Raw genomic sequence first — 24,915 nt, forward strand, 5'->3', positions numbered from 1 at the left:
CTATACTTAGGATTCATCTTTTTACTTCTTAGATAAGACACCAGGGCTAAACCGTCTGTGGCGGGCGGTTTAGCCTGATCTGTTTTTAAAGAATATGCAGACACTTGGAGGTTATATGTTTACGATCGAGAATTTAACCAAGACGTATAAAAATAACGTGACTGCTGTCAATGATTTTCATTTGAAAATTGCCCCTCATCAAATCGTTGCTGTGGCTGGACCAAATGGATCCGGTAAAACAACGATGATTAACTGTGTACTCGGCATCATTAAGCATACAGAAGGAACCATTCATATCAAGGACGTCACAAATGATGATCCTTCCTTTAAAAAACAAGTCGCCTATGTTCCAGATGATCTGCTGCTCCCTGAAGCATTGACTGGTGCTGAATATTTAGATTTTGTTTCTTCTATGTATGAATGTAAAACAATTCAAAGAAGAAATCAACTAATTGAATTGTTTGATATGGAATCAGCTTTATCAAGACCGATTGAAACCTATTCCCATGGAATGAAAAAAAAGACACAGCTGATTGCTGCCTTTATGCTTGAGAGTCAATTAGTGATCATGGATGAGCCCTTTAGAGGACTTGATATTGAAGCGGTTATAAACACAAAGAAACTGATGAAACGTTATGCCGAGCACCATGGTGCAATCTTGCTTTCAACGCATGATATGCTTTCAGCGGAAGAGCTGTGCCACAAGATCGCCATTATTTCTAAAGGAAATAAAATGGATGAAGGGACGGTTTCAGCCTTAAAAGAAAAGTATCAATCAAGCACATTGGAACAGGTGTTTCTGAAAGCTTCAATGTTAAGTGATAGGGGTGCACATTTTGATGAAATCATTAATCATTTCTAAAATGATGCTTAAAATGTGGCAGCAGGAGATGTATAAGCTCTTTGATACTCAAACGAAGCGAATCATTGTGGTCTTATTCTTTTTGTTTGCAGTCACAATGGGAGCCATCATCGGATACAGTTTTACGGGTGTCTTTATGAAGGCTTTCTTAAATGGAGATGAACGGTCACTTGGGTTGTTGGTTGTGTCGATGGCAATCAATGCATCCATTTTTACAAGCTTGTTATTTGTGCTGATCAAAGTCAGAACACCTGAACAAGATCGTTTTTCTATGCAGCTCAGCTGGTTTCCGCTGTCTACCTTTCAAAAAAGTCTTGGTTACTTCATTCCGATGGTGACAGTCGTGATAGGGCTTGTTTTATTTTTCATCGGGATCTTGCTTTTACCTAATTTTATTGCACAAGGGATCGGTATTTTCTTTATTCTTACATTCTTTTTGATGGTGCTTTTGCAATCGCTCTTTGTCTTAACACTGCTTCAGCTCATTTACAACGTGACTTATTTACTCGTACTAAAATTAAAATTACCGTTGCAAAAATTTGCAGCGATATTTGTTTTATTAGCGCTAGTTGTAGCGTATGGAATGACACATTTCGACATCAATCAAATACAGCAATCATATGTACAGTTTGATTATCATTTGATGTATTTTACAGCGCCGTTTTTCTTAGCGGCACAAGGGATGTCTCCTGACGGGGTGAATTATGCGATTTTGATCCTCTTCATCTTATTATCTGCGGGAGGCGCATTTATTTCTCTTGCTTTAATGCCAATTATGGCTGAGAAAAAAGCGTTAACCTTTCTGCACAAACTACCATTTTCATCTTCGAAAAAGTGGTCACTCATTGTAAAGGAAATAAAGTCACAAGTGAGAAATGAAGAAAATATTTTAAACTTTCTCATCCTCCTTATTGTCATTTTATTTGTCCGTTATCAGTTTGCCTTCCGCTTTGAAGGAGAAGCTTTTTTTGTCTTATGTGCGCTAGCTGGGTTAACAGCTTTTAATTCATTTGGCAATGATAAACGAATGCTTGGGATGTATAAAACGTTTGGTCTAAGGCCGTGGGAAGTGGCTCTTTATAAGTTTCTCGGACTTTTGCTCGTTGGTGTGATCCAAATTGTTTTATTTATGATCACAACACTGACGCTCCCGGATCAGATCTGGATCGTGTTGATTGGCGCTGCTGTCTTGTGTAATGCAACGGCTCTCTTTTATGTGGTAGGTATTTTATTACCCCTTGATCGAAATAATCCATACACAGGTATTTTCTCGTTTGGAGCGCTTATTTTAATCATGATTCCGATTGTATTTATTGGAAACTATGTGATAGGGGAATCGAGTCAAATGCTTCAGTGGCTGCTTGTGGCAGGATTTGAATGTCTGCTCATCTTTGCCATATATAAAGGTTTTTCATGGAGGTATTCACATGATTCAACTTCTTAACAATAAGCTAAAGATTGAGCGGGTGCCGGCACTTGCGCCATATGTGACTTTACAAAAAAGGCATTTGACTGATACGCAGTACGGAAGCTCACTTCCAATTAACGAAAGTGCATATCATATGTTAACGAAAGTGGATGGTCAAAGGACAGAGGCGAGTATTACGGCAGAACTCGCCGATTTGTTTCAGGTCGATGAGTCTGTGATTGCCCGCGATTTTTATCAATTGATGATGGGGCTGAATCAGCATCACTTGCTATCGATTCATTATCAATCGCCATATCGGACTGTCACAGCCTTCTGTCAATTTTTTAAGCAGTATCAAGTAAAGATGAAAGAGCGGTTTGACTGCACGGGTCATTCATTTCTTCACATATTGGGTACGGCTCTGCTGATGGTGACGCGCAAAATCATCTTTTTCTGGGTGCTCTTTATGATCATGGCGGGAATCGCCTTTTTATTTATTCCTGATCCATCGATTGCAGCCATTGCCATTTATTTTACGATTATTTATTTCGGATTAATTACTGGAACTGCCTTGCATGAGGCGGCACATGGGTATGCACATCGGAAGTTCGCCGGCCGGGATGGTCCTCAAGGCTTTTTTGCGAGCGATATGATGTCTGTGAAATTTGTGAGGCCTGTTTTAGATCCGTTTCAGAAAAAACAGGTGTGGATTACACTACTTGGTCCGCTTTTGCCGGGGCTCATTGGCGCAGCCGGAATCATTGTGACTGTTTTATTTCTAAAAGAAAATCCAATTTCGACAGGGTTTTTCATTTTTTCAATCACGTATTTTATTCAATTACTCTACCTTCTTCCGTTTATGGGGGATGGTAAGTCTATTATGAAGCAGTTATTGCTTGGTGGAATGGGAGGACAACGATCATGAACGTTCAGGCAATGAAACAAGGTGCAATTGTTGGTAGTTTCTTAGGTTTCTTAGGTTTTCCGATGCTGACCATTGGTGTTCTGTTCTATCACTTATTTCAATCAAAAACAAATAATGAATTATTATTTAACAGTCTTGCTTTTGAGATGGAAGGTTCGTCTGCATTTACGTTCCAAATCAAACCAAACTTTTTTATTTATATGGTTGTCATTTTTGCTGTCAGTTTTCTCATTGTGGCATTCCTATCAGCCATGAAACAGAAAAAAGCGAAAGATTAGGAGAATTTTCCTAATCTTTTTTTGTATAATCAACCAAATTTTAGTATAATAAAAAATAAAAGTATAAAAGGGGATATCAATGATTAAGAAATGGAGCATTCTTTTATTGACTGTTTTTCTATTAGGAGGATGCGGCGAGAAGGCTGCAGAAACAACAACGACAGAGAAAACGGTCTCAGAAAAACCTGCAACAGAGAAAAATAAGGAAACAGCAACTCACGATGAAGTAACTGTCGAACCTATGAAACTAACAAAAAATGAAAAAAGTCTTTTGGAAGCATTATCAGATAAGCCGTTTGAAGCGATGACAGTGAAAGGACTAAAAGGCAGTAATAAAAGTGTATCCTTGATCGGTATGCATTACAAAGATGGACAATTATTAAAAGAAGATACAAAAAAAATCACCATTGACCTTCATCAAAATGGCGTCGATAACAGTGTGAATTTTATCTATCAGCTAGAAGATGAAAAAGATGATCTGTTAAAAGTAACGTATAGCTTATGGAAAGATAAAGAGCAAAGCGAACTAACGAAACTCTCGACTAGCATGGATTTCAAACAGGACGTGGGAGGAAACACAACGATATCAGCTTCAGATCTTTTTCACATGTCTCCTGGAGAGAAAAAATTAATTTCTACTACCATCACAACTGGAATGAACCATGAGTTTTCTGGTTTAACAGGTTCTGAAAAGAATCTGAAAGAGGAATTAAAAGATGTAAAGCAGGCTTATTTGGTGTATTTGCAGCTAGACAAATAACTATCGTAATATATATGGAGAATATGAAATTTTTTGACGAAAAATCTTCATATTCTCTTGACGAATTGTTAAGAAAGTTGTAACATAATAAAAGTCAACGCAATGACGTTGTCTCTAAAAGATTGATGCGGGTGTAGTTTAGTGGTAAAACCTCAGCCTTCCAAGCTGATGTCGTGAGTTCGATTCTCATCACCCGCTCCAATACATAATTTTGTTTATAACGCAGTATTTCGTTTCATAGATAAACGAAGTGTTGCGTTTTTTATTATGTCAGTATAATGTAAAAAGCACTGTCACCTACAGTGCTTTTTCAATGAGTTCATATTTACTTTCTCCACCATGTATTTGTATAAACATCTTCGTCAAGGATTGTATAAGTGCCTCACTCTTTTCCCGGGAAATAGATGGTGGGAAGAGAATGATTTGAAGAATGCTTTTTGTGTCTTGAGAAATTTGAGCTTTACTTGCTTGAGAAAATAACCCTTTAAGCTCTGCGCCATCCTGCCATTCAATATGACCAGTTTCATTTTTGGATAATGAAAGAGGCCCTTTCAATTGATCGGCATCTAATGTAAGGATAGGCAAGAAATATTTTAGTGAAAAAAATATCGACAAATCCTGTACGGAATTGGTCGAGTCAATAAATTGTTCTTTTTGAATATCAGCAAGAAGCGGAAGAAAGGGGATACCTTCTAGAAGATTCGTCCATTCTTTGATCGCTGGTACTTCTTCCAAAGTTTGATCTTCATATTCAAAAAACAAAGATTCTTGAAACAGGCGCAGTCGGCCTTTTAACATTTGAGGGGATTTCCCTATCTCAATATGTGAATATTCAATCTGTCCAACATGGATAGACGGGCTTTGAGGTTGGGAGATTTCCATTTGTATCTTCACAGTGACTCACTCCAATCGGTCATGATACACTCGTATTATACTGAAAACAACTGAAGAAACAAAGAAAGGAGGTTTGCAAGGTGATTCATGTTGGACAATTAAAAGAAGAGTTAATTCAATATGCGAACGAAATTGGTGTCGATAAAATTCGATTTGCAAGTGCTGATACATTTGATTCATTAAAGGACCGCCTCATCTTACATGAATCGTTAGGGTATTTGTCCGGTTTTGAAGAGCCTGATATCGAAAAACGAACAAATCCTGCTTTGCTGCTTCCAAAAGCAAAATCAATTGTCGCCATTGCGCTCGCATACCCTTCCAAAATGAAAGATGCTCCCCGAAGTACAAAGGATGCAAGAAGAGGGATTTTTTGCAGGGCTTCATGGGGAACTGATTATCATGTTGTGCTGAAAAAAAAGCTCGACATGCTTGAAGAATTTTTGCGCAGTAAACACGAAGATATACGGACAAAATCAATGGTGGACACAGGTGAATTGTCTGACCGTGCTGTAGCCGAACGTGCTGGCATTGGCTTTAGTGCAAAGAACTGTATGATTATCACACCAGAGTTCGGATCTTATGTCTATTTGGCTGAGATGATTACAAATGTTCCATTTGAACCGGATGAGAAAATAGAAGACCAGTGCGGAACTTGTAATAAATGTGTGGATTCATGCCCAACGGGTGCTCTTGTGAATCCAGGCCAGCTCAATTCTCAAAGGTGTATTTCGTTTTTAACACAGACAAAAGGGTTTTTACCTGACGAATTTCGCTCGAAAATAGGGAATCGGTTGTATGGATGTGATACGTGCCAAACGGTCTGCCCAATTAATAAAGGGAAAGACTTTCATCTACATCCTGAAATGGAGCCGGACCCTGAAATTGCAAAGCCACTCTTAAAGCCACTGCTGACAATCAGCAATCGTGAGTTTAAAGAGAAGTATGGTCATGTTTCTGGATCATGGCGAGGGAAAAAGCCTATTCAGCGGAATGCCATTTTGGCACTTGCTCACTTTAAAGATACATCTGCTTTGCCAGATTTGGTTGACCTGATGCATAAAGATCCAAGACCGGTCATTCGAGGCACGGCTGCTTGGGCAATCGGTAAAATTGGCGATGGTCAGCAGCTTTCAGAACTCGAAAAAGCCCTTGAACGGGAAAGTGATGAAGAAGCAAAACAAGAGATCATCAAAGGGATTGAATTGTTACAAACACCTTTAAATACTAAATAACCTCCCATTGAACATAGAATGAACCAAACAGAGATGTTAAAAAAAGTTTGGTGGTGTCTGTGTGAAACAATTATTAGAACAAACGTTAGAAGACAGACTGGCATATTTATTAAATGGCAGTACGATCAAACAGCCGCAGCTGATGTCTGATGTGGACGCTGTGGAGCGAAAGAAAGAGCTGTTTGCAAGAAGACAAGTTGAGATTGTCAAGGCGAAAGCAAAAGCAAAACTTCTCGATTCAGCTATTCAAGATGATGGAGCTCAGCAAGTCCAATATCTCGCTCACCTCACTTATGTCTGTAAGGATATAGACGATTCTTTTTATTTAGAGGAACAGGTTGAGAAAAGAGAAGCGTTTCTTTATAACGACATGCTTGTGAAAGATCGGATGATGTTAGAAGAACGACAAAAGGAAGATCAGGTGGATGAGCGCTTCCAAAATGAAGACCAATTTGGAAGAGCTTTTCACTATGACCGGCGTGCAGCTGTTCAATATGCTGAGACGTATTGGAATAAACGGAATCCAGCCTATAAAAATTTCGAAGATAACTGTACGAATTTTATTTCACAATGTCTAAAAGCAGGGAATGCGCCAACGAGAGGATATCCGAACCGTGGATCTGGCTGGTGGGTTCGTCCACATACATGGAGCTACAGCTGGACGGTGGCACATTCGATGAAAAATTATTTAGCGAATTCCAAAGCGGGGTTGAGAGCGAAGAAGCTCAAGGAGCCGCAAGAGCTTCAAATAGGTGATGTTATTTGCTACGATTTTGAGGGTGACGGTAGGTATAATCATACAACCATTGTCGTTGATCATGATAAAGGCGGAATGCCTCTTGTGAATGCACAAACGTATGACAGTCGTATGCGTTACTGGTCGTATGAAGATTCAACGGCTTATACACCTAGTATACGTTATACGTTTTTTCACATTTTGGACGATGCTCCGAAGGATAGTTAATGGTATAATGTTGAGCGGAAAAGAAAATTAGAGGTGAACTTTTTTGGGACTTCATGTCGTTTTATATCAACCAGAAATTCCAGCTAATACTGGAAATATTGCGCGAACATGTGCAGCAACAAATACAACACTTCATCTGATTCGTCCGCTTGGTTTTTCGACAGATGATAAAATGCTGAAGCGTGCAGGACTCGATTATTGGAAATATGCCAATGTCGTCTATCATGATTCATTAGATGAATTGTTTGAGGCTCATCCGAAGGGGCAATTTTTCTATATCACTAAGTTTGGGCAAAAGCCGCATACAACGTTCGATTACTCGCAACTAGATGAAGACTACTTCTTCGTATTTGGCAGAGAGACAAGTGGATTGCCAAAAGATTTGATTGAACGGAATATGGATCGCTGTCTACGTTTACCAATGACAGAGCATGTTCGTTCACTGAATCTATCGAATACGGCAGCGATTCTTGTGTATGAGGCGCTTCGCCAGCAACAATACCGAGATTTGATATAAGAACATGATAAAAGCCGAGATCCCATCTCGCTTTCAGTGAATATGTAAGTGCTGAAAATATGAACGAAATGAAAAAGGATGTTCCGCTGATGGAACATCCTTTTTTTCATTTGCCAGGCTTGCCTTCGTAGCCAGCTGTGAAAATGGATACTAAAAACGTAATGATGACGCCCATCATAATGACCGTTCTCATATAAGCTCCCCCTTATCCCTTTGTTCCTTTGCTGCCGGTTTCATATGTTGCGAAGTTCGCCTTGAAAAGCAGGAGATGAAGATCATTTTTCTCCTGTTTTTCCTTTATTATGAAGGGTCTTGCGGATGGTTGTCAATTCAGTTTGCCAATTCGTCATTTTGAAGAACGAAAGCATGTAATAGGACGCCTCCGCATAGATTGTAAAACAGTATCTGATTTCTAGCTTCAATCTTGAAAGAGGAGGTTCATATGGATATTTTAAAGAAAATTGAACAGCACAGAGAAGAAGAGCAGCGACTGAAATGGGAAGGTACATTCAGCGAATATCTAGATATTATTAAAGAAAGTCCACTTGTCGCTCAATCTGCTCATTCTCGCGTTTATCATATGATTAAGGACAGCGGGATTGAAGAGGAGAATGGGGTCAGAACCTACAAATTTTTTGATCAGGAGCTTTTTGGTTTAGAGGAATCATTGGAAAGGCTAGTGGAAGAGTATTTTCACCCTGCGGCTAAACGTTTAGATGTCAGAAAGCGTATTTTATTGTTAATGGGTCCAGTCAGCGGCGGGAAATCGACGCTTGTCACAAGGCTGAAAAGAGGGCTTGAAGAGTATTCACTAACAGATCATGGCGCAGTCTATGCGATTAAAGGCTGCCCAATGCATGAAGATCCGCTTCATCTCATTCCGCAAAATCTGCGGGAGGATTTCTATAGAGAATACGGCATACGTGTGCAGGGGAATTTATCACCTTTGAACTTGATGAGGCTCGAAGAGGAATATGGTGGGCGCATTGAAGATGTGAGAGTGGAACGAATTTTTTTCTCAGAGGACAAACGGACCGGCATTGGTACCTTCAGCCCGTCGGATCCGAAATCTCAGGACATTGCTGACTTAACAGGAAGTATTGATTTTTCAACGATTGCTGAATTTGGTTCAGAGTCAGACCCGCGTGCGTACCGGTTTGATGGAGAGCTCAATAAAGCGAACCGTGGAATGATGGAATTTCAGGAGATGTTAAAGTGTGATGAGAAATTTCTATGGCATCTTCTTTCATTAACGCAGGAGGGAAATTTTAAGGCAGGGCGTTTTGCGTTGATTAGTGCGGATGAATTGATTGTTGCACATACGAATGAAACGGAGTATCGGTCATTTATTTCGAATAAAAAGAACGAGGCTTTACACTCAAGAATTATTGTGATGCCGATCCCTTATAATTTAAAGGTGACAGAGGAAGAACGCATTTATCATAAGATGATTTCAGAAAGTGATGTCTCAGATGTTCATATTGCACCGCACACGCTAAAGGTGGCTGCGATGTTCTCTATTTTGACAAGGCTGAAAGAGCCGAAGCGGTCTGATATCGATTTGGTGAAAAAAATGCGACTGTATGATGGGGAAAGTGTCGAAGGTTTCCAATCTGTTGATATTGATGAGATGAAAAAGGAATTTCATGACGAAGGAATGAGCGGAATTGACCCGAGATATGTCATTAACCGCATTTCATCCACTATTATTCGAAAGAACATGGAATCCATCAATGCACTGGATGTCCTCCGTTCCTTAAAAGAAGGACTCGATCAGCATCCATCGATCTCAAGTGAAGATCGGGAACGTTATTTGAATTTTATTTCTGTCGCACGAAAAGAGTATGACGATATGGCGAAGAAGGAAGTTCAAAAGGCATTTGTGTATTCCTATGAGGAGTCTGCGAAAACTCTCATGGATAATTACTTAGATAATGTCGAGGCGTACTGCAATAAAAACAAACTGCGTGATCCGTTAACAGGTGAAGAAATGAATCCTGATGAAAAGCTCATGCGTTCAATTGAGGAACAGATCGGCATTTCTGAAAACGCCAAAAAGGCATTCAGAGAAGAAATCCTTATTCGGATTTCAGCTTATGCGAGAAAGGGAAAACGCTTTGATTATAATTCTCACGAGAGATTACGAGAAGCTATTCAGAAAAAACTCTTTGCCGATTTGAAAGATGTCGTGAAAATTACGACATCGACGAAAACGCCGGATGAGCAACAGTTGAAAAAGGTCAATGAAGTAGTGGCGCGATTGATTGATGAGCATGGCTATAATTCTACAAGTGCAAATGAACTCTTAAAATATGTAGGCAGTCTTCTGAATCGTTAATAAATGAAGGAGGCATTATTGGCGCAAACCAGCACCGGTAATGTCTTTTTTAAAAATCATCGTCATTTCGACGACGGCCAGCATACGATAATGGAATCGATGGGTACAAGAATTGTCCAAAAAGGTGAGGAGGGGGATGGATGTCCCGGCAAGAAAAAAGTCAGTTTATTGTGTCTCAGGAAGACTGGTCCCTCCATCGAAAAGGCTTTGATGACCAGCAGCGTCATCAGAAAAAAGTCAAAGAGGCGATTAAAAACAATTTGCCGGATCTTGTCACAGAGGAAAGCATCATTATGTCTAATGGCAAAGATGTGGTCAAAATTCCGATCCGTTCTTTAGATGAATATAAAATTCGGTACAACTATGATAAGAATAAGCATGTAGGTCAGGGGGATGGAGACAGCCAGGTTGGCGATGTGGTCGCTCGGGATGGATCTGACAGTAAGCAAGGGCAGGGAAAGGGGCAAGGTGCTGGAGATCAAGCCGGTGATGATTATTACGAAGCAGAAGTCTCATTAATGGATTTAGAGGAAGCGCTATTTCGTGAGCTGGAGCTACCAAATCTTAAACAAAAGGAACTTGATGATATCGTTGTCGAGGAAATTGAGTTTAATGATATTCGCAAAACGGGGTTAACCGGTAATATCCATAAAAAACGAACCATGCTGTCAGCATTTAAACGAAATGCCATGACAGGAAGCCCTTCCTTTTATCCCATTTATCCAGAGGATATTAAGTATAAGACGTGGAATGAAGTCACCAAACCAGAATCAAAAGCGGTTGTCCTAGCGATGATGGATACGAGCGGAAGTATGGGGCTTTGGGAAAAATATATGGCGAGAAGCTTTTTCTTTTGGATGACACGTTTCTTGCGGACAAAGTATGAGACAGTCGAGATCGAATTCATTGCCCACCACACAGAGGCGAAGGTCGTAGACGAGGAGCACTTCTTTTCTCGGGGAGAGAGCGGGGGAACCATTTGTTCTTCTGTCTATCGAAAGGCACTAGAGCTCATAGACGAACGATATCCCCCGTCACGATATAATATTTATCCTTTCCATTTTTCTGATGGTGACAATTTGACCTCTGATAATGCACGGTGCGTGAAGCTCGTTTCAGAAATTATGAAAAAAGCCAATTTATTTTGTTATGGTGAAGTGAATCAATATAATCGGCATTCTACGTTAATGTCAGCATATAAACATATTCAGGATGAGAAATTTAAGCATTATATTTTGAAGCAAAAATCAGACGTTTTTCTCGCATTAAAAAAATTTTTTCAGCAGGAAGAAGTTCTTTCTTAAAGAGAACATTCAAAAAAACCTTTCAGCATAAGGGCTGAAAGGTTTTTTGTGTGGAGAAGGAAGGGATCACCAGAAAAAAAGTAAAACTTTCTCTTTGACATTTCAATTTTCATTTATTAATATTTAATCTTGTTAAATATAAGTTTTTCAAAAAAGATGCCGATTGTCTTTTCTTCTTTTTCTGCTTTTTGCTCATAAGTGAACAATAAGTATAAATGGGCTGCACACCATTTTCAGCGGAGTAGAAAAAGGGGAAACAGGCAGCTCTATGAGCTTGTTTCATAATCTGTCAGATGATGGGCATTCTAAGTTTGCTAAAGCAGATGACACTATATTTTTATACATGAAAGGAGAAACAAAACATGAACAGAGGGCGTTTATTGCTAACGAATATTATTGGCCTTATTGTGATTCTTGCCATTATTGCCGGAGGTGCTTATTACTACTACGAAAGCACAAACTTCGTAAAAACAGATGAAGCAAAAGTGACAGGTGACATGTACCAAATTACAGCGCCAGCAGCTGGACAAATCAAAGGCTGGGACATCAATGAAGGTGACGAAGTGCAAAAAGACAGCACAGTTGCAAAAGTTGAAGGAGAAGCAAAAACAAACATTAAAGCAGTGGCTGATGGCACATTAGTCAAAAAAGAAGTACAAAACAACCAACAAGTGCAGCCTGGGACAGTTCTTGGTGAAACGATTGACCTAAGCAAGCTTTACATTACAGCGAATATTAAAGAAACAGACATTAAGAACATTGAAAAAGGTGACAAAGTGGACATCGTTGTAGACGGCGATCCTGATACAACATTTGAAGGAACTGTTGAACAAATTGGTTATGCAACAAACTCAACATTCAATATGCTGCCAGCAACAAACTCAAGTGGTAACTACACGAAAGTGACACAAAAAGTAGCAGTGAAAATTTCAATTAAAAATCCATCTGACAAAGTACTTCCAGGTATGAATGCTTCTGTCAAAATTTCTTCTTAATGATGACTGATATCAAAAAATGAAAGGAGGTTGTCTGAGATGGCAAATCAACCTGCAGCGACAAAACAGGGAACAGGCTCCTTGTCTTTACTGATCATTTTAATGGCCGGTTTGTTCGTAGCGATTTTAAACCAAACGCTTTTGAACGTAGCCATGCCCCATTTAATGACTGAATTTAATGTGAGTGCGACGACAATTCAGTGGCTTACAACAGGTTACATGCTTGTCAACGGTGTGCTCATTCCGTTATCTGCGTTTTTAATCACACGTTTTGGCCAGCGCAGCTTATTCCTCGTGGCGATGATTTCATTTACACTAGGGACTTTTATTTGCGGTATTGCGCCAAACTTTTCTACGATGCTGATTGGTCGTTTGATTCAGGCAGTCGGTGGCGGTATCTTACAGCCGCTCGTCATGACAACAATCCTTTTTATTTTCCCTCCAGAAAACAGAGGGAAAGGAATGGGGATTTTTGGTCTTGCGATGATGTTTGCGCCAGCTGTCGGACCAACGTTATCTGGTTATATTATTGAACACTATTCATGGCGTATTATGTTTTATGGACTTGTACCAATCGGTGCGATTGTCATTATCGCGGCTTTCTTTATGTTTAAAAATATTGTAGAGCCTAAAAAAATCAAGCTCGACACTCTTGGTGCGATTCTGTCGATCGTTGGTTTTGCTTCGCTTCTATACGGAGTGAGTGAAGCGGGAAGTGATGGTTGGACAGATCCAATCGTTTTATCTACGATTATCATTGGTGCGATTGCGATCATTCTCTTTATTTTCCAACAGCTAAAAGCGGATAATCCGATGCTTGATTTCCGCGTGTTTAAATACAGCATTTTCTCATTATCAAGTGTTATTAACATTATTATTACGGTTGCTTTATATACAGGGATGTTCTTACTTCCGATTTATCTGCAAAACCTCGTTGGGTTTACGGCATTGCAATCTGGGCTATTAATGCTTCCAGGGGCACTTGCGATGCTGATTATGTCTCCGATCTCAGGGATCTTGTTTGATAAATTTGGACCTCGTCCGCTTGCCATTGTGGGGATGCTGATTACGGTTGTCACCACATACGAGTTTACACAGCTAACGATTGATACATCTTATAGTCACATTGTGCTCATGTATGCAGTACGTGCCTTTGGTATGTCACTCTTGATGATGCCAGTCATGACTGCTGGGATGAACCAATTACCGCAACATTTAAACAGTCATGGTACAGCGATGTCAAACACACTGAGACAAATCAGTGGTTCGATCGGTACGAGTTTGATCACGACGATTTATACAAATCGCACGACATTCCATTATTCCAATATGGCAGATCAAACGAATACAGCTGACCCGTTCTTTATGAATTCATTCCAGGCGGCTGTCTCTAATGTGATGCACCATATGGGCATGACAGCAGAAGCTGCTCAAAAATATGTGTCGACCCAGCTCTTTACGAAAGCACAAGTCGATTCCAATGTGATGGGCATCAATGATGCTTACATGTGGGTGACATTATTCTGTGCAGCTGGTGTGATTCTCAGCTTGTTCCTGCGAGATGTACGTAAGGATAAAAAGCGAAAAGAAAAGCAGGATAAGAAACAAGAAATGACATTGCTTCCAGCACCTAAGGAAGCAAACCAAGATGCAAGATAAGTGTGGAGGGACCGTACATGAAAATTTATGTCGTATACGATAGTGAAGGTGACCATACAAAAGCACTTGCAGAAGCGATTGCAGCTGGCGCAGGTGAAACAGAGCACGCTGAAGTGTTCATTGATCATGTGAAAGATGCGGATATCCGCAAGCTTGATCAAATGGATGCAATCATTTGGGGCTGCCCTGGTCACTTTGGTACCATTAGTTCTGGATTAAAGACATGGATTGACCGTCTTGGGTATTTATGGGCAGAAGGAAAACTCATCGATAAAGTCGGTGCCGTTTTCTGTACCACTGCCACAACACACGGCGGATTAGAAATGACGATGCATAATTTGATTACGCCAATGTTCCATCAAGGGATGCTTGTGGTCGGCCTTCCTGGAAATGTTCCAGAAAATGCGTTATACGGCTCTTATTATGGAGCAGGTGTGACGTGCCCGATTGATTCTGATGAAGTGATTTCTTCAGAAGGCATTGAGCTGGGGAAAGCATTAGGAAGACGTGTAGCATCAGTCACTGCGTCATTTAAGCGATAAGGAGAGGGTTCTTTTGGCGACGATTATTGTAGCGTTAGTAGCTGCTGTTCTAGTCATTATCGGATTAGTAGCGTTCAATGTCAGACATGCTTCGGCCGAGAAGGAAGAGATCAAAGAAGATGTATCGAATCATCCTGACGTGCCGCATAGCGAGCCAGAAGTTGCGGCGAGACCTGTAGAGCCTGAAGTGGAAGAAAAAGCGTCAGAGCCTTCTCAGACAGATGATGCTCCGTCAGGTGATGATTTCTATAGACAGGCGCTTCAAAAGTTTAAGCAGCCAGAACCACCTGTCAAAGAAGAAGAACCAGAGACCAAAATGAATGATGATATGTATCGTTCTGCTTTACAGAAACTAAAGCAGAAGGACAAATAAAAAGAGAACCTCTCGTTGAAGTGCACCCCAAATATTAGACACAGTCTAACATTTGGAGGTGCTTTTCTTTTGGCTAAATTTACAATTGAAGATAAAATCAAAGCGGTAAAACGATACCTCATTGACCGCGAACCCCTGCTTGGAATTGCAAAACAGATTGGCGTGCACAAAAGTATACTTCAATATTGGGTCAGAAAGTATCAATATCATGGCAAAAAAGCTTTTTCAAAGTCATATACAAATTATCCAGTCCAATATAAACTAGACGTACTTGATTATATGAATGAACATGGGACGTCTATCTTGGAAACAGCTGCACTCTTTAACCTGCCTTCTGATACCACGCTTTGGAACTGGAAGCGCATCTTGGAAACACAAGGAGTAGACGCCCTTCAATCTAATAAAAAGGGGCGTCCGTCTATGAAAAAGAAAACTGGAAAACAAGAAATAACGAAAGGATCAATGGAAGCGTTACAGGCAGAAGTAGAACATTTGCGCATGGAAAATGAGTATTTAAAAAAGTTGAATGCCTTAGTTCAAAACAAGGAACAATCACCAAACAAGACAAAGCGCAAGTAGTCTATGATTTAAGGCATCAATATCCGGTGAAATCACTTCTTAAGCTCGCATGTATTCCACGCAGTACCTACTATTATTTGATCAAGCATTTAGATCGTCCTGATCAGGATGTCGAACTGAAAAAGATGATTCAAACCATTTATCAGGAACATCAAGGACGTTATGGATATCGCCGGATTCGTGATGAACTAATCAACCGAGGACAAAAGGTGAATCACAAAAAAGTCCAGCGCATCATGAAAGTTCTAGGGCTAAAATGCATGGTCCGAGTGAAGAAATATCGTTCATACAGAGGCACAGTGAACAAAATAGCGCCTAATATATTGGCTCGTCATTTTCAAGCTGATAGGCCAAATGAGAAATGGGTCACAGATATAACGGAGTTCAAGTTATTTGGTCAGAAGCTCTATCTTTCGCCCATATTAGATCTATTTAATGGTGAAATCATTACCTATACAGTCGGTTCAAGACCTGTTTATTCACTCGTCTCAACGATGCTTCATCAGGCGTTCAACCGTTTAGATGAAGATGAGAAACCAATGATACATTCTGATCAAGGATGGCATTACCAAATGAAGCAATATAGACACGCCTTAAAAAAGCGTGGGATTACACAGAGTATGTCCCGAAAAGGTAACTGTTACGATAACGCAGTTATCGAGAACTTTTTTGGTATCTTAAAGTCTGAATTTCTATACCTAAAAAAATTTGAGAACATCGAACACTTCAAGCAAGAACTTGAACAATATATTGACTACTACAATCACACACGTATAAAGACAAAACTAAAAGGCATGAGTCCGATACAATATCGAACTCATGCCTCGAAAGCTGTCTCATAAAAAAACGCGTCTAAATTTAGGGGGTCACTTCATCGTCAGGTTCTCTTTTTTTATTGCACAAAAAAACCGCCGGCATAAAAGCCAAGCGGTTTTCCTTCACTCTATAAAGTGCTAAAAGAGCAGATGCTCTTAAATTACGCTTTGTTAACGTTAGCAGCTTGTGGTCCACGGTTACCTTCAACGATTTCGAAAGAAACTGATTGACCTTCTTCTAAAGTTTTGAAGCCTTCGCCTTGGATAGCAGAGAAGTGAACGAATACATCGTCTTGACCTTCTACTTCGATGAATCCGAAACCTTTTTCAGAGTTGAACCATTTTACTTTACCTTCTAACATGAAATTTCCTCCTAAAGCGATCTTAACGCTTAAATTCACTATTCTTGCTCTTACACAAACTTCAAAGACGAAAACTCTTTCAAAACTTTCTTCTTAAAGATGATACGAACAAAAATAATTACCTTTACTTTACCAGTGTTTGCGGGAAAAAACAACTGTTATACGAAAACTTTTTTAAAAATAATTAGCGCTAACAAATTGAGGAAAAAGCCTATGTTAAGTGTTCTCTTTTACGTCCAGAAAAGCTCACTTGGTTTCTGCCTGACTGCTTCGCTTTATAGAGCTCCTGGTCTGCAATAATCGGTAATTGTTTCATGTTTTCACTTGTTCCTGCATCATAAGCACAGCCAATTGACACCGTAATGTGAATCGATGTTCCGTTTTGTAAATAAATTGGGTGATCCGCCATTTTTTTTCGTAAACGTTCCGCAATTTGCCATGTTTTTTCAACGGAACAATTCGGTAAAAGCACAGCAAATTCTTCACCGCCGATCCGCCCAATATAATCAGAGCTTCTTGTGTTTTTAATCAGCCTTGTTCCGATTTCTTTTAAAACGATATCTCCCTCATGATGCCCATACTGATCATTGATGGTTTTGAAATAATCGATGTCTAGATAAATCAAGGACATTTGATGGATAGGTTGCTTTAAGTTCAGAGAAAAAGCATCACTTAATATCTCATCGAATTTCCGTTTATTTAAAACACCAGTTAAAAAGTCATAATGAGCTTGGAATTTATACAAATTTAACATCTGATACGCTTTTGTTTGATGCTCAATGACATAAAAATTAAATAAGCCGGCAATATACGAGAACATCCAATAGGCAGCATGCAGTTCAAATGATCTTTCATTGACGATGATGATAAATAAACTAGTCGCAATGACGTTGCTCATGGTAATAGATAACAGCATTTTTACGACGTGATTGATATGACGCTCAGCAATTAAAAAGGAAGCTGTGGCGATAAATATCATGGAAAAAATATTAATGAAAGAAGCGACATTGGCTTCGATTAATAATCGGCCAATAATGATCACACAGGCTGCAATGAACGTTTGTGCAATGCCTCCATAAAATGCCGTTAAAATAAGGGGGATATGTCTTAAATCGATGATGGCTGGTCCTGCTTTAATAGAGAAAAACATTAAGAGGACACCGAGTAACCCAGAAATCATTCCTTTATAAATTTGTCTGAGCAGGGTGTCTTCCTTTTTTAAAAAATTCTCTTTAAACACAAGCATCAATAAATAATGGAAAGTGACAAGAATTGTTAAATTAATAAAGAGGTCTCTTAGCAAAATAAAATCACCTTTTTAAAATTACTAAAATTTGTTGCAAAAGAAAAGGGGAAACAAGATAATTAATAAAAATTTCACTTATGAGGGGTTTAAAATGAGGAGAAAACAATTTCCAGATCGAACGGACTGGCTTTCTTTTTTTGAGACGTGGCCTGATGAAGGATTTGAACGAGATATGCCCATTGAATATCAAGATCTAACGTTTCGGTTTGAGAATGAGGTAGAGCGATTTGTGGTGACGATGTCTCTTGGAGTACAAGAATTTTCTTTGAAGGCTGTTCGAAAAAAGGACGCATCCGTTTTAGGAGTATATGCCTTTAAAACTGTGCGACATGTAGAAATAAAAAAGGATCGGCAGCATGAAAAAGAGCTGTTGATACTATTAGATGGTGTGGAACGGTTTGTTATCACGATCGAAATCACCTTCTTGCCTTCCTTCTGCATCATGGTGAAAGAGCATTTTTCAGGTGAATAAACAGGAGCCTTCTGAAAAAAGGCTCCTGTTTTAGTTATTTGTGCTCGATGTCATTGAGCACTTGCTGAATAGATTCATCATCCATTACATTCATGACACTTTCATCAATGTGAAGAGACTGGGCGTAAGACTCTCTCGGCGGCTGATGAGTTTGGTATGTTTTTGATGATGTTTGATGCTGACTTGTTTCATTAGGCTGGACAGCGGTGAATGCTTGCTTGATCATTTGTCCTACTTCAGCTGTGCCTTTTGAGTCTTTACGTGAATGTGAATGGGACTCATGACGAGATGGCTCATGTTGGTGTTGATCTTTGCCTTTCATCATTGAGGACAAATTCATTTGAGTCATGCTGCTTAGTCTTCTCCGTAATAGTGGTGAAAATAATGCAATGATGGCTGTTGATGCTGCGATCATTGCACCAGTACTCATACCTTTTCTCTTTTTAAACAAACGAATCCCTCCATTTGATCGTGATGATACTTCTTCATCATGTTTAGGATGACCAATCAAGGCTGATTTATGAATTCATTGTGAAATAGAGGATGTGTGCATAAAAAGTCTGCTGGATGAAAAACCTATGAGCAAAAGGAGGGAATAAATTGATGAATAAGAAATGGATGCTATCTTTATTACTCGTTCCAACATTGATCACTGCTGGGTGTGGAATGAACAACCAAGGCGATGAACGAAGAGGAACAATGAAACGACAGTACGAAAATGTCACATATAAGAACGACAACATGAGACAGGATCAACCAAATGTGCAAACACCTCAGAAGGTGAAAGTGGCAGATAAGGCATCAGAGCTTGTTGCCAACATGTCTGAAGTGAAAACAGCGAACGTACTTGTCACAGGGAAAAATGCATTTGTTGCTGTCGTGCTTGAAGGCAATAAAAGCGGAGATGTAACAGACGATTTGAAAAAGAAAATTTCTGACAAAGTCAAATCGACGGATCAACAAATTGATAATGTGTATGTATCTGCTAATCCAGACTTTGTCGATCGTATGGCAGGGTACGGAAAACGTATTAGAAGTGGAGAGCCAATTTCAGGATTCTTCGACGAGTTTACTGAAACGGTTCGACGTGTCTTCCCTGAATCAAAATAGCTACGACAAAAGCCGTATGTCATATGCGGCTTTTTTGTTTGGAACCGCACCTTGCGCACCTGACTGCATAAAGTAAAAAATATATCACCTCTTGTTGATCTTTGTTTTTTCATAGAAAGAGAAAGAGGTTGCAGGATGAATTCAGGTGGGGAGTAAATGAAAGCAAAACCGTCATTAATTCATAAAAAACTTGTAAGCGGAATGATTGCAGCAGGTTTGATTTTTTATGCGTTCACTGCGTACTTGATTTATGTAGGGTTCCAGCTGGCAGAGCAATATCTAGAGCAGCATTCTTCGCCTAAAACGGTCTTAACGGAAGGACTCAATAAGCAAGTCTATGAACATATTCGAATCTACTATGCAAAGGATGAGGGCGCCTTTGTCGATTTGACCATAGAAGCGCTGGAACAGGCAAAGAAGAGAACGATGTCAGTGTTTCAGTATGAAGCTGACAAACCGTTAGATATCATTTATTTTGATGATAAAGAGACGATTGAGCAATTTGCCGGTATCAAGCATATTACAGGTTTTTATTCTGATGTTGATCATATGATTGGATTATACCCAGATAAACGGGAAGAATTGTTGAAGAAAGAGACACTGCCTTTATACTTTTTCAACACGTTATTCATTCATGAGTATGCCCATTTTGTTTTCTATGAAAAGGTGCATTCATACAATGTATCTCCAGTCGTCTTTCCCCTTTGGTTCCATGAAGGAACAGCAGAATGGACGGCCTATGATGTGCTGAACGCCACGTCTGAACGGTTTGACGTCATTCCTTTTAAATCTCTTTATTCTGATCAAGACTGGCAAGAATCTCGCACGACGTATGAGACAGATGTTTATTTACAAAGCTACTATATGATCTATGAGCTTGTGCAGCTTTATGGACGAGATGTCATACATGAGATCATGGAGGAAACGGCGAAAACTAGTCGTTTTGATAGAGGATTTGAACAAGCGACAGGACAACGTCTCACAGATTTTGAAGAGCAATTTAAACTGAATTATCAAAGAAACAACGGCTGACCTGTAAATAGGTCGGCCGTTGTTTTTGGTTAATGAAGCGGTTTTTGCTGATTGGCTTTGCTTGGCGGCATCTGCACTTGTCCCTGCATAGGGGCAAATGTAGATGTCATCGCCTGCATATCTTGCGCTGTAAGCTGCGGAACTTGATAATAGCTATGTTTGTTTTGATATAAGAAAATTTCATACGCCATTTCAATAAAGTTCGGGATTTGCGCTGCAAGCACACGTCGCACCACAGGGTTTGTGACCTCTAATGCAGTCATTGAGAGTAATCCAGCATGAGATTTCATGAGACCAAGCATATGCCCTGTAATTCCCGCATCTTTTACATCCTGTAATGATTGATTTGGCTTCTTAGGCTGGGATGGTTTTATTCCGTATGTCACCTGTGTCTGTTCTTTCATCATATAAGTAGATGTTTCTTCACTAGGCTTTTGACCAGTAGAAAAGCAATCTACCGTGACGTTGTACTGGGACAATACAAATTGATATTGTCGATCTAACATGTCGGATAATGCGGGATCTTGGATAAATTGCCGAAAGATCATGTATTGATCCAAAATATTAATGGTCCCTGCTAATACCTCATGTAAATCAAATAACTCATGCCCGCCATGATTGAATTGGGGCTGCTGGACATGTCCTTGAACGTTTGGTTGCTGATCGTTTTGCATAAAGAATCCTCCTTCTGTTTATACAGTCTGTTTTAATGTGAGGAAGTTTTCCTCCTTTCATGCAAAAAACATTATTTACAATTAGAGGGTTTTCTTCCTTTTTGTCGAAAAAATGTATCAGACGAATGAACATGGGGGTACCAGATGCAGGACAAAATCATTAATCGTTTGATAGAAGACGAACATGTGCAGGCACCAGTGATTGGCATCGGTGTTTCGCCGTTTGAACAGCATCATCTTGAGGCTTTTTTTCAATCATTTCCGCATGAATTAAATGCCTCTTTTATTGTTGTGCAAAATCATGTGACAGGCGATTGTGTAACTGATTTGGAAGCACTTGTTTTACCGATTGGCTACCGGGCAAAGCCGATTAAGCATGGTGAGAAAGTCATGAAAAATACGATTTATGTTTGTCCGCAGCATGCAGCTGTGACATTGACAGAAGACAAACGGCTACACATAACAGAGCAGCATCCTACGAACAAGGCGTGTGCTGTAAATTCATTGTTTCAGTCACTTGCCAATGTGCAAAAGGAAGAGGCCTATGCGATCTTTTTTCAAAAAGGCTATTGTGTAGGAAGTGGTTTGCTTCAAATCGTTGAGCAAGGCGGTACAGCCATATCGTGCAGTGAGACAAATAGTGGGTTTGATCGTATGTATCATCAAACATTTCAAGACCCTTCTGCACTTGCGTCATATATAGCCAACATCATCAACGTTCCGCATACAGATGTTGCAGACCCTGTTTTGATCAGAATCATTGAACGTCTTGAAATGCATAAAGGAATTGCATTTTCAACCTATGAGAAGCGCAGACTGCTCTCTGTCATTCAAAAAAGAATGAGGAGTGCGAACCAATCGATCTCCTTATTGTCCGAGTACGATCGTTTATTAGAGAGAGAACCAGATGAGCTTGATCGTCTGCATGTACAGCTTTTAAGCGGCACGACTTCCTTTTTTAGAGATATGGAAGCCTTTCGAGTATGTGAACATCACATCATTCCGTCGATCATTGATAATACAATGAAAAATGGGAAATCTCGATGCCGCATTTGGATTGCAGGATGTTCTACAGGTGAAGAAGCCTATTCTTTTGCGATGTTATTTTTAGAAGAAATGAAACGAAGACAAGTGTCCATTGAACTTCAAGTGTTTGCAACAGACATCAACCGGAGAGCCATCCAAAGTGCAAGCAAAGGTGTTTATTCGCTTGAGTCTATGGCACGGATGCCAGAAAAATGGAGGGCGCGATATTTCGAAAAAAAAGGTGACGCTTTTATTGTGAAGCAGTCGCTTAGAAAACATATAGTCTTTGCTCCTCACAATTTATTGATCGATTCACTTTTTATCCACCTCGATTTTATCAGTTGCCGAAATGTTCTGATGTACTTCCAGCCAGAAGTACAAAAACGAGTCTTATCTCGATTCCAATATGCACTAAAGGATCAAGGGATGTTGATATTAGGGCCGAATGAAAAGGTACCCAATATCCCTCGTTTATTTCATTTGTTAAATGAAAAGTGGAACATTTACACCCACTCAAACGTTCCTAAATACAATGCAGGTCATACGGAGTTAAAAGAACGAGCTGTCCAATATATGAAAGAAGTAGAGCAGGAGTATGATGCATGTTTCATCATAGACGATTGCGAGAAAATCCTCGCGATATCAAACGGTGCCTATTCTTTCTTAGCGCATGCAGAAGTCTCAGATGAATTATGTGAATATGTAACCCCTGATTATATGAAAGAGATACTAAGTCAAAGCTTTCAAAAGGTATGGACTGAAGAGACTGAGGTTGTTTTCCAACATGTCCTCATTTCGGAAAATGGAAGAAAGCAGTATGCAGATTTTACAGTGAAACATTTTGATCGCCGTTTTAAAGGAGTATACGTCATTCTCATTCGGAAGAGTGAGAGAGGAAAAAATCAAAAGAACGGCAGGGACAAAGGGATGTTAGAGCAGAATTCGGTTTATCAACAGCGAATTGTCGATTTAGAAAACGAGCTCAATGAGGTCAAACAAAAGGAGCAAGAAGCAAGGGCTCAATTAAAAGAAAAAAACAAGCAAATAGAAGGGCGCGAGAAAACAAACGAGCATTTTATTAATATTATAAACAATTTAAAGGTGACAAGGGAAGAACTGTACCGGCCGTCTGTGAAGCCAGAACTTGCCACGTTGTTTGTGGACCGGGAAATGAATATTCGCTATCACACTCCTACAGCTACCTCTTTATTCACTTCAGCTCAAACCCGGCACCAGCAAACGTTTCAGTCGATGGTGAAGAAGTTATCGAAGGAAATGCTCTATCATGATATTCAATCTGTCATTTCAGATAGGCGCGTGATCGAACGTGAAATTGAAACGAACGAAGGAGAACAATTCACGGTTCATATGACGCCTTTCTATGATCAAGATCGCGAGGGAGCAGTGATGACCTGGATCAAAATGACCGAAATGACGAAATTGAAGCAGGCTCTTCATCTTGCGGTGACAGCACTTGATAACAGCCATATTCATATTGTGGTTGCAACGGGAGAAGGCGTTATTCAGTGTGTCAACCAGCGCTTTTGTCAGTTTGTACAGCAGCATGAATATGACTTGATCGGAAAAGATATTTTTTCTGTCTATTATGCGTTGTGTCAATGTGATGATCTAGTGAAACAATGGGACGTGTGTTTAAGAGAGGGCAGCTGGACAGGAGAGTTGTATTTTCAGGACTTATCAGGGCGTGAGCGATGGGAAAGAGTCTCTTTACACCGAATCGATGACCCTGACAAAATGCAGTCTACTGTCATGCGAATTTCAGAGGATATTACAAGTCAAAAACAGTCTGAGAAAATGCTGATGAAGTCTGAAATGCTGTCAGCAGTTGGACAGCTTGCAGCTGGTATTGCCCATGAGATACGGAATCCACTTACGTCGTTAAAAGGCTTTTTACAGCTAATGATTCAAAGTAAAAAGTATCAGAAAGATTATGCCGATGTGATGATGTCAGAGTTTAATCGGCTTGAGTCTATTATTAACGAATTCCTTGTGCTCTCTAGAAGTAAATCTGTTAAATTTGAACCGGTGAATGTGAATCTTCTCCTCGAAGAAGTCATTATGGTCGTTGAATCTCAGGCGGTCTTAAAAGGAGTGTCGATTCAAAAGAATCTGGCGCCCTCACTGCCACATATTCAAGGCATTCCAAATGAATTGAAACAAGTGTTCCTTAACATTCTTAAAAATGGAATTGAAGCGATGGATGGAGTAACAGGTGTGATCCAAGTGACTTCATTATTGAAAAACGACCAAATGATGCTGATATTTGAAGACCAAGGAAAGGGCATACCAGAAGAGGAGATTGGGAAATTAGGTGAACCTTTTTACACAACGAAAGAAAAAGGCACGGGTCTTGGATTAATGATGACGATTAAGATTATTGAAAGCCATGGCGGTACCATTCGTTTTGAGAGCAAGAGCTTTGAAGGGACACGTGTGATTATTACGTTTCCAAGTAATTGAGATCAGT

Annotated in this window: 24 protein-coding genes and 1 tRNA gene; 20 read left to right on the plus strand and 5 right to left on the minus strand. The window is 39.8% G+C overall.

What is annotated here, in order from left to right; all coding sequences use genetic code 11:
* Positions 1-115: 115 nt before the first annotated feature.
* From M2353_RS04570 to M2353_RS04595, 6 genes are all read left to right on the plus strand, one after another.
* Positions 116-862 carry an ABC transporter ATP-binding protein gene (locus tag M2353_RS04570; RefSeq protein WP_008349096.1) on the plus strand — a complete coding sequence of 249 codons (747 nt, stop codon included), beginning with the start codon at positions 116-118 and terminating at the stop codon, positions 860-862.
* A complete protein-coding gene (locus M2353_RS04575) occupies positions 840-2,306 on the plus strand; it encodes a hypothetical protein (RefSeq protein WP_024719931.1) in 1,467 nt (488 codons plus the stop codon). Before M2353_RS04570 ends, M2353_RS04575 begins: the two co-directional genes overlap by 23 nt.
* Entirely contained in the window at positions 2,290-3,195 is a 906-nt protein-coding gene (locus M2353_RS04580) for a PqqD family protein (RefSeq protein WP_008349091.1), read from the plus strand. Before M2353_RS04575 ends, M2353_RS04580 begins: the two co-directional genes overlap by 17 nt.
* On the plus strand, positions 3,192-3,473 hold the full coding sequence (locus tag M2353_RS04585; protein ID WP_008349089.1) for a hypothetical protein: 282 nt from the start codon (positions 3,192-3,194) through the stop codon (positions 3,471-3,473). The genes M2353_RS04580 and M2353_RS04585 overlap by 4 nt, the downstream gene beginning before the upstream one ends.
* 79 nt (positions 3,474-3,552) lie before the next feature.
* Complete coding sequence (locus M2353_RS04590; RefSeq protein WP_284725031.1) at positions 3,553-4,233, plus strand: hypothetical protein; 681 nt, start codon at positions 3,553-3,555, stop codon at positions 4,231-4,233.
* Between the two features lie 127 nt (positions 4,234-4,360).
* Positions 4,361-4,434: transfer RNA gene (locus M2353_RS04595), tRNA-Gly, on the plus strand.
* Positions 4,435-4,530: 96 nt separating this feature from the next.
* On the opposite strand, the gene M2353_RS04600 is transcribed toward M2353_RS04595, so the two are convergent.
* Positions 4,531-5,127, minus strand: coding sequence for a hypothetical protein (locus M2353_RS04600; RefSeq protein WP_008349086.1), 597 nt, complete (start codon positions 5,125-5,127; stop codon positions 4,531-4,533).
* 83 nt (positions 5,128-5,210) lie between these two features.
* On the opposite strand from M2353_RS04600, the gene queG reads away from it, so the two are divergent.
* The 10 genes from queG to M2353_RS04650 all read left to right on the plus strand — a co-directional run bounded on the left by queG (position 5,211) and on the right by M2353_RS04650 (position 16,472).
* A complete protein-coding gene (gene queG / locus M2353_RS04605) occupies positions 5,211-6,359 on the plus strand; it encodes a tRNA epoxyqueuosine(34) reductase QueG (RefSeq protein WP_026050065.1) in 1,149 nt (382 codons plus the stop codon).
* 61 nt (positions 6,360-6,420) lie between these two features.
* Positions 6,421-7,323 (plus strand): amidase domain-containing protein, encoded by a 903-nt coding sequence (locus M2353_RS04610; RefSeq protein ID WP_008349082.1) that lies wholly within the window; start codon positions 6,421-6,423, stop codon positions 7,321-7,323.
* 43 nt (positions 7,324-7,366) lie between these two features.
* The gene (trmL, locus tag M2353_RS04615) at positions 7,367-7,840 is read left to right on the plus strand and encodes a tRNA (uridine(34)/cytosine(34)/5-carboxymethylaminomethyluridine(34)-2'-O)-methyltransferase TrmL (protein ID WP_003211950.1); all 474 of its coding nucleotides are present in this window, start codon (positions 7,367-7,369) and stop codon (positions 7,838-7,840) included.
* 442 nt (positions 7,841-8,282) lie between these two features.
* Positions 8,283-10,178, plus strand: coding sequence for a PrkA family serine protein kinase (locus M2353_RS04620; RefSeq protein WP_284725032.1), 1,896 nt, complete (start codon positions 8,283-8,285; stop codon positions 10,176-10,178).
* Between the two features lie 140 nt (positions 10,179-10,318).
* The gene (gene yhbH, locus M2353_RS04625; protein WP_007497035.1) at positions 10,319-11,482 is read left to right on the plus strand and encodes a sporulation protein YhbH; all 1,164 of its coding nucleotides are present in this window, start codon (positions 10,319-10,321) and stop codon (positions 11,480-11,482) included.
* A 362-nt stretch (positions 11,483-11,844) separates the two neighbouring features.
* On the plus strand, positions 11,845-12,477 hold the full coding sequence (locus tag M2353_RS04630; RefSeq protein ID WP_007497037.1) for a biotin/lipoyl-containing protein: 633 nt from the start codon (positions 11,845-11,847) through the stop codon (positions 12,475-12,477).
* 39 nt (positions 12,478-12,516) lie between these two features.
* On the plus strand, positions 12,517-14,136 hold the full coding sequence (locus M2353_RS04635; RefSeq protein WP_284725033.1) for a DHA2 family efflux MFS transporter permease subunit: 1,620 nt from the start codon (positions 12,517-12,519) through the stop codon (positions 14,134-14,136).
* A gap of 17 nt (positions 14,137-14,153) precedes the next feature.
* Positions 14,154-14,678 (plus strand): flavodoxin family protein, encoded by a 525-nt coding sequence (locus M2353_RS04640; RefSeq protein WP_041507547.1) that lies wholly within the window; start codon positions 14,154-14,156, stop codon positions 14,676-14,678.
* A 13-nt stretch (positions 14,679-14,691) separates the two neighbouring features.
* Positions 14,692-15,051, plus strand: a complete 360-nt coding sequence (locus M2353_RS04645) for a hypothetical protein (protein ID WP_017360371.1) — start codon at positions 14,692-14,694, stop codon at positions 15,049-15,051.
* Between the two features lie 69 nt (positions 15,052-15,120).
* A protein-coding gene (locus M2353_RS04650; RefSeq protein WP_096881102.1) for an IS3 family transposase occupies positions 15,121-16,472 on the plus strand; the annotation gives its coding sequence in 2 pieces (ribosomal slippage) (positions 15,121-15,565 and positions 15,565-16,472; 1,353 coding nt in all).
* Positions 16,473-16,606: 134 nt separating this feature from the next.
* Here the strand turns inward: M2353_RS04650 and cspB are convergent.
* Complete coding sequence (gene cspB / locus M2353_RS04655; protein WP_008349061.1) at positions 16,607-16,807, minus strand: cold shock-like protein CspB; 201 nt, start codon at positions 16,805-16,807, stop codon at positions 16,607-16,609.
* Positions 16,808-17,018: 211 nt separating this feature from the next.
* Positions 17,019-18,110, minus strand: a complete 1,092-nt coding sequence (locus M2353_RS04660; RefSeq protein WP_284725034.1) for a GGDEF domain-containing protein — start codon at positions 18,108-18,110, stop codon at positions 17,019-17,021.
* Between the two features lie 94 nt (positions 18,111-18,204).
* Between M2353_RS04660 and M2353_RS04665 the strand changes: the two genes are divergently transcribed.
* Positions 18,205-18,585: a hypothetical protein gene (locus M2353_RS04665; RefSeq protein ID WP_024719939.1), complete on the plus strand. Its 381-nt coding sequence runs from the start codon at positions 18,205-18,207 to the stop codon at positions 18,583-18,585.
* Positions 18,586-18,619: 34 nt separating this feature from the next.
* On the opposite strand, the gene M2353_RS04670 is transcribed toward M2353_RS04665, so the two are convergent.
* Positions 18,620-19,036: a spore coat protein gene (locus M2353_RS04670; protein WP_284725035.1), complete on the minus strand. Its 417-nt coding sequence runs from the start codon at positions 19,034-19,036 to the stop codon at positions 18,620-18,622.
* Positions 19,037-19,188: 152 nt separating this feature from the next.
* On the opposite strand from M2353_RS04670, the gene M2353_RS04675 reads away from it, so the two are divergent.
* Both M2353_RS04675 and M2353_RS04680 read left to right on the plus strand, forming a co-directional pair.
* Complete coding sequence (locus tag M2353_RS04675) at positions 19,189-19,695, plus strand: YhcN/YlaJ family sporulation lipoprotein (RefSeq protein ID WP_008349054.1); 507 nt, start codon at positions 19,189-19,191, stop codon at positions 19,693-19,695.
* A gap of 156 nt (positions 19,696-19,851) precedes the next feature.
* Positions 19,852-20,727 (plus strand): hypothetical protein, encoded by an 876-nt coding sequence (locus M2353_RS04680; protein WP_284725036.1) that lies wholly within the window; start codon positions 19,852-19,854, stop codon positions 20,725-20,727.
* A 29-nt stretch (positions 20,728-20,756) separates the two neighbouring features.
* Here M2353_RS04680 and M2353_RS04685 read toward each other — a convergent pair whose 3' ends face one another.
* Positions 20,757-21,401, minus strand: coding sequence for a spore coat protein (locus tag M2353_RS04685; protein WP_160758334.1), 645 nt, complete (start codon positions 21,399-21,401; stop codon positions 20,757-20,759).
* A gap of 144 nt (positions 21,402-21,545) precedes the next feature.
* Here M2353_RS04685 and M2353_RS04690 point away from each other — a divergent pair, with 144 nt between their 5' ends.
* The gene (locus M2353_RS04690) at positions 21,546-24,908 is read left to right on the plus strand and encodes a CheR family methyltransferase (RefSeq protein WP_284725037.1); all 3,363 of its coding nucleotides are present in this window, start codon (positions 21,546-21,548) and stop codon (positions 24,906-24,908) included.
* Positions 24,909-24,915: the final 7 nt, after the last annotated feature.

This window comes from Bacillus aerius, assembly GCF_029894105.1.
In the GTDB taxonomy this organism is placed as follows: Bacteria; Bacillota; Bacilli; order Bacillales; family Bacillaceae; genus Bacillus; species Bacillus altitudinis.

Excerpts from the sequence above, each read along its gene's own strand:
- M2353_RS04570 (WP_008349096.1), top strand. The coding sequence starts at position 116 with ATGTTTACGATCGAGAATTTAACCAAGACGTATAAAAATAACGTGACT.
- M2353_RS04575 (WP_024719931.1), top strand. The coding sequence starts at position 840 with ATGAAATCATTAATCATTTCTAAAATGATGCTTAAAATGTGGCAGCAG.
- M2353_RS04580 (WP_008349091.1), top strand. The coding sequence starts at position 2,290 with ATGATTCAACTTCTTAACAATAAGCTAAAGATTGAGCGGGTGCCGGCA.
- M2353_RS04585 (WP_008349089.1), top strand. The coding sequence starts at position 3,192 with ATGAACGTTCAGGCAATGAAACAAGGTGCAATTGTTGGTAGTTTCTTA.
- M2353_RS04590 (WP_284725031.1), top strand. The coding sequence starts at position 3,553 with ATGATTAAGAAATGGAGCATTCTTTTATTGACTGTTTTTCTATTAGGA.
- M2353_RS04620 (WP_284725032.1), top strand. The coding sequence starts at position 8,283 with ATGGATATTTTAAAGAAAATTGAACAGCACAGAGAAGAAGAGCAGCGA.
- yhbH (WP_007497035.1), top strand. The coding sequence starts at position 10,319 with ATGTCCCGGCAAGAAAAAAGTCAGTTTATTGTGTCTCAGGAAGACTGG.
- M2353_RS04630 (WP_007497037.1), top strand. The coding sequence starts at position 11,845 with ATGAACAGAGGGCGTTTATTGCTAACGAATATTATTGGCCTTATTGTG.
- M2353_RS04635 (WP_284725033.1), top strand. The coding sequence starts at position 12,517 with ATGGCAAATCAACCTGCAGCGACAAAACAGGGAACAGGCTCCTTGTCT.
- M2353_RS04640 (WP_041507547.1), top strand. The coding sequence starts at position 14,154 with ATGAAAATTTATGTCGTATACGATAGTGAAGGTGACCATACAAAAGCA.
- cspB (WP_008349061.1), bottom strand. The coding sequence starts at position 16,807 with ATGTTAGAAGGTAAAGTAAAATGGTTCAACTCTGAAAAAGGTTTCGGA.
- M2353_RS04665 (WP_024719939.1), top strand. The coding sequence starts at position 18,205 with ATGAGGAGAAAACAATTTCCAGATCGAACGGACTGGCTTTCTTTTTTT.
- M2353_RS04675 (WP_008349054.1), top strand. The coding sequence starts at position 19,189 with ATGAATAAGAAATGGATGCTATCTTTATTACTCGTTCCAACATTGATC.
- M2353_RS04680 (WP_284725036.1), top strand. The coding sequence starts at position 19,852 with ATGAAAGCAAAACCGTCATTAATTCATAAAAAACTTGTAAGCGGAATG.
- M2353_RS04685 (WP_160758334.1), bottom strand. The coding sequence starts at position 21,401 with ATGCAAAACGATCAGCAACCAAACGTTCAAGGACATGTCCAGCAGCCC.
- M2353_RS04690 (WP_284725037.1), top strand. The coding sequence starts at position 21,546 with ATGCAGGACAAAATCATTAATCGTTTGATAGAAGACGAACATGTGCAG.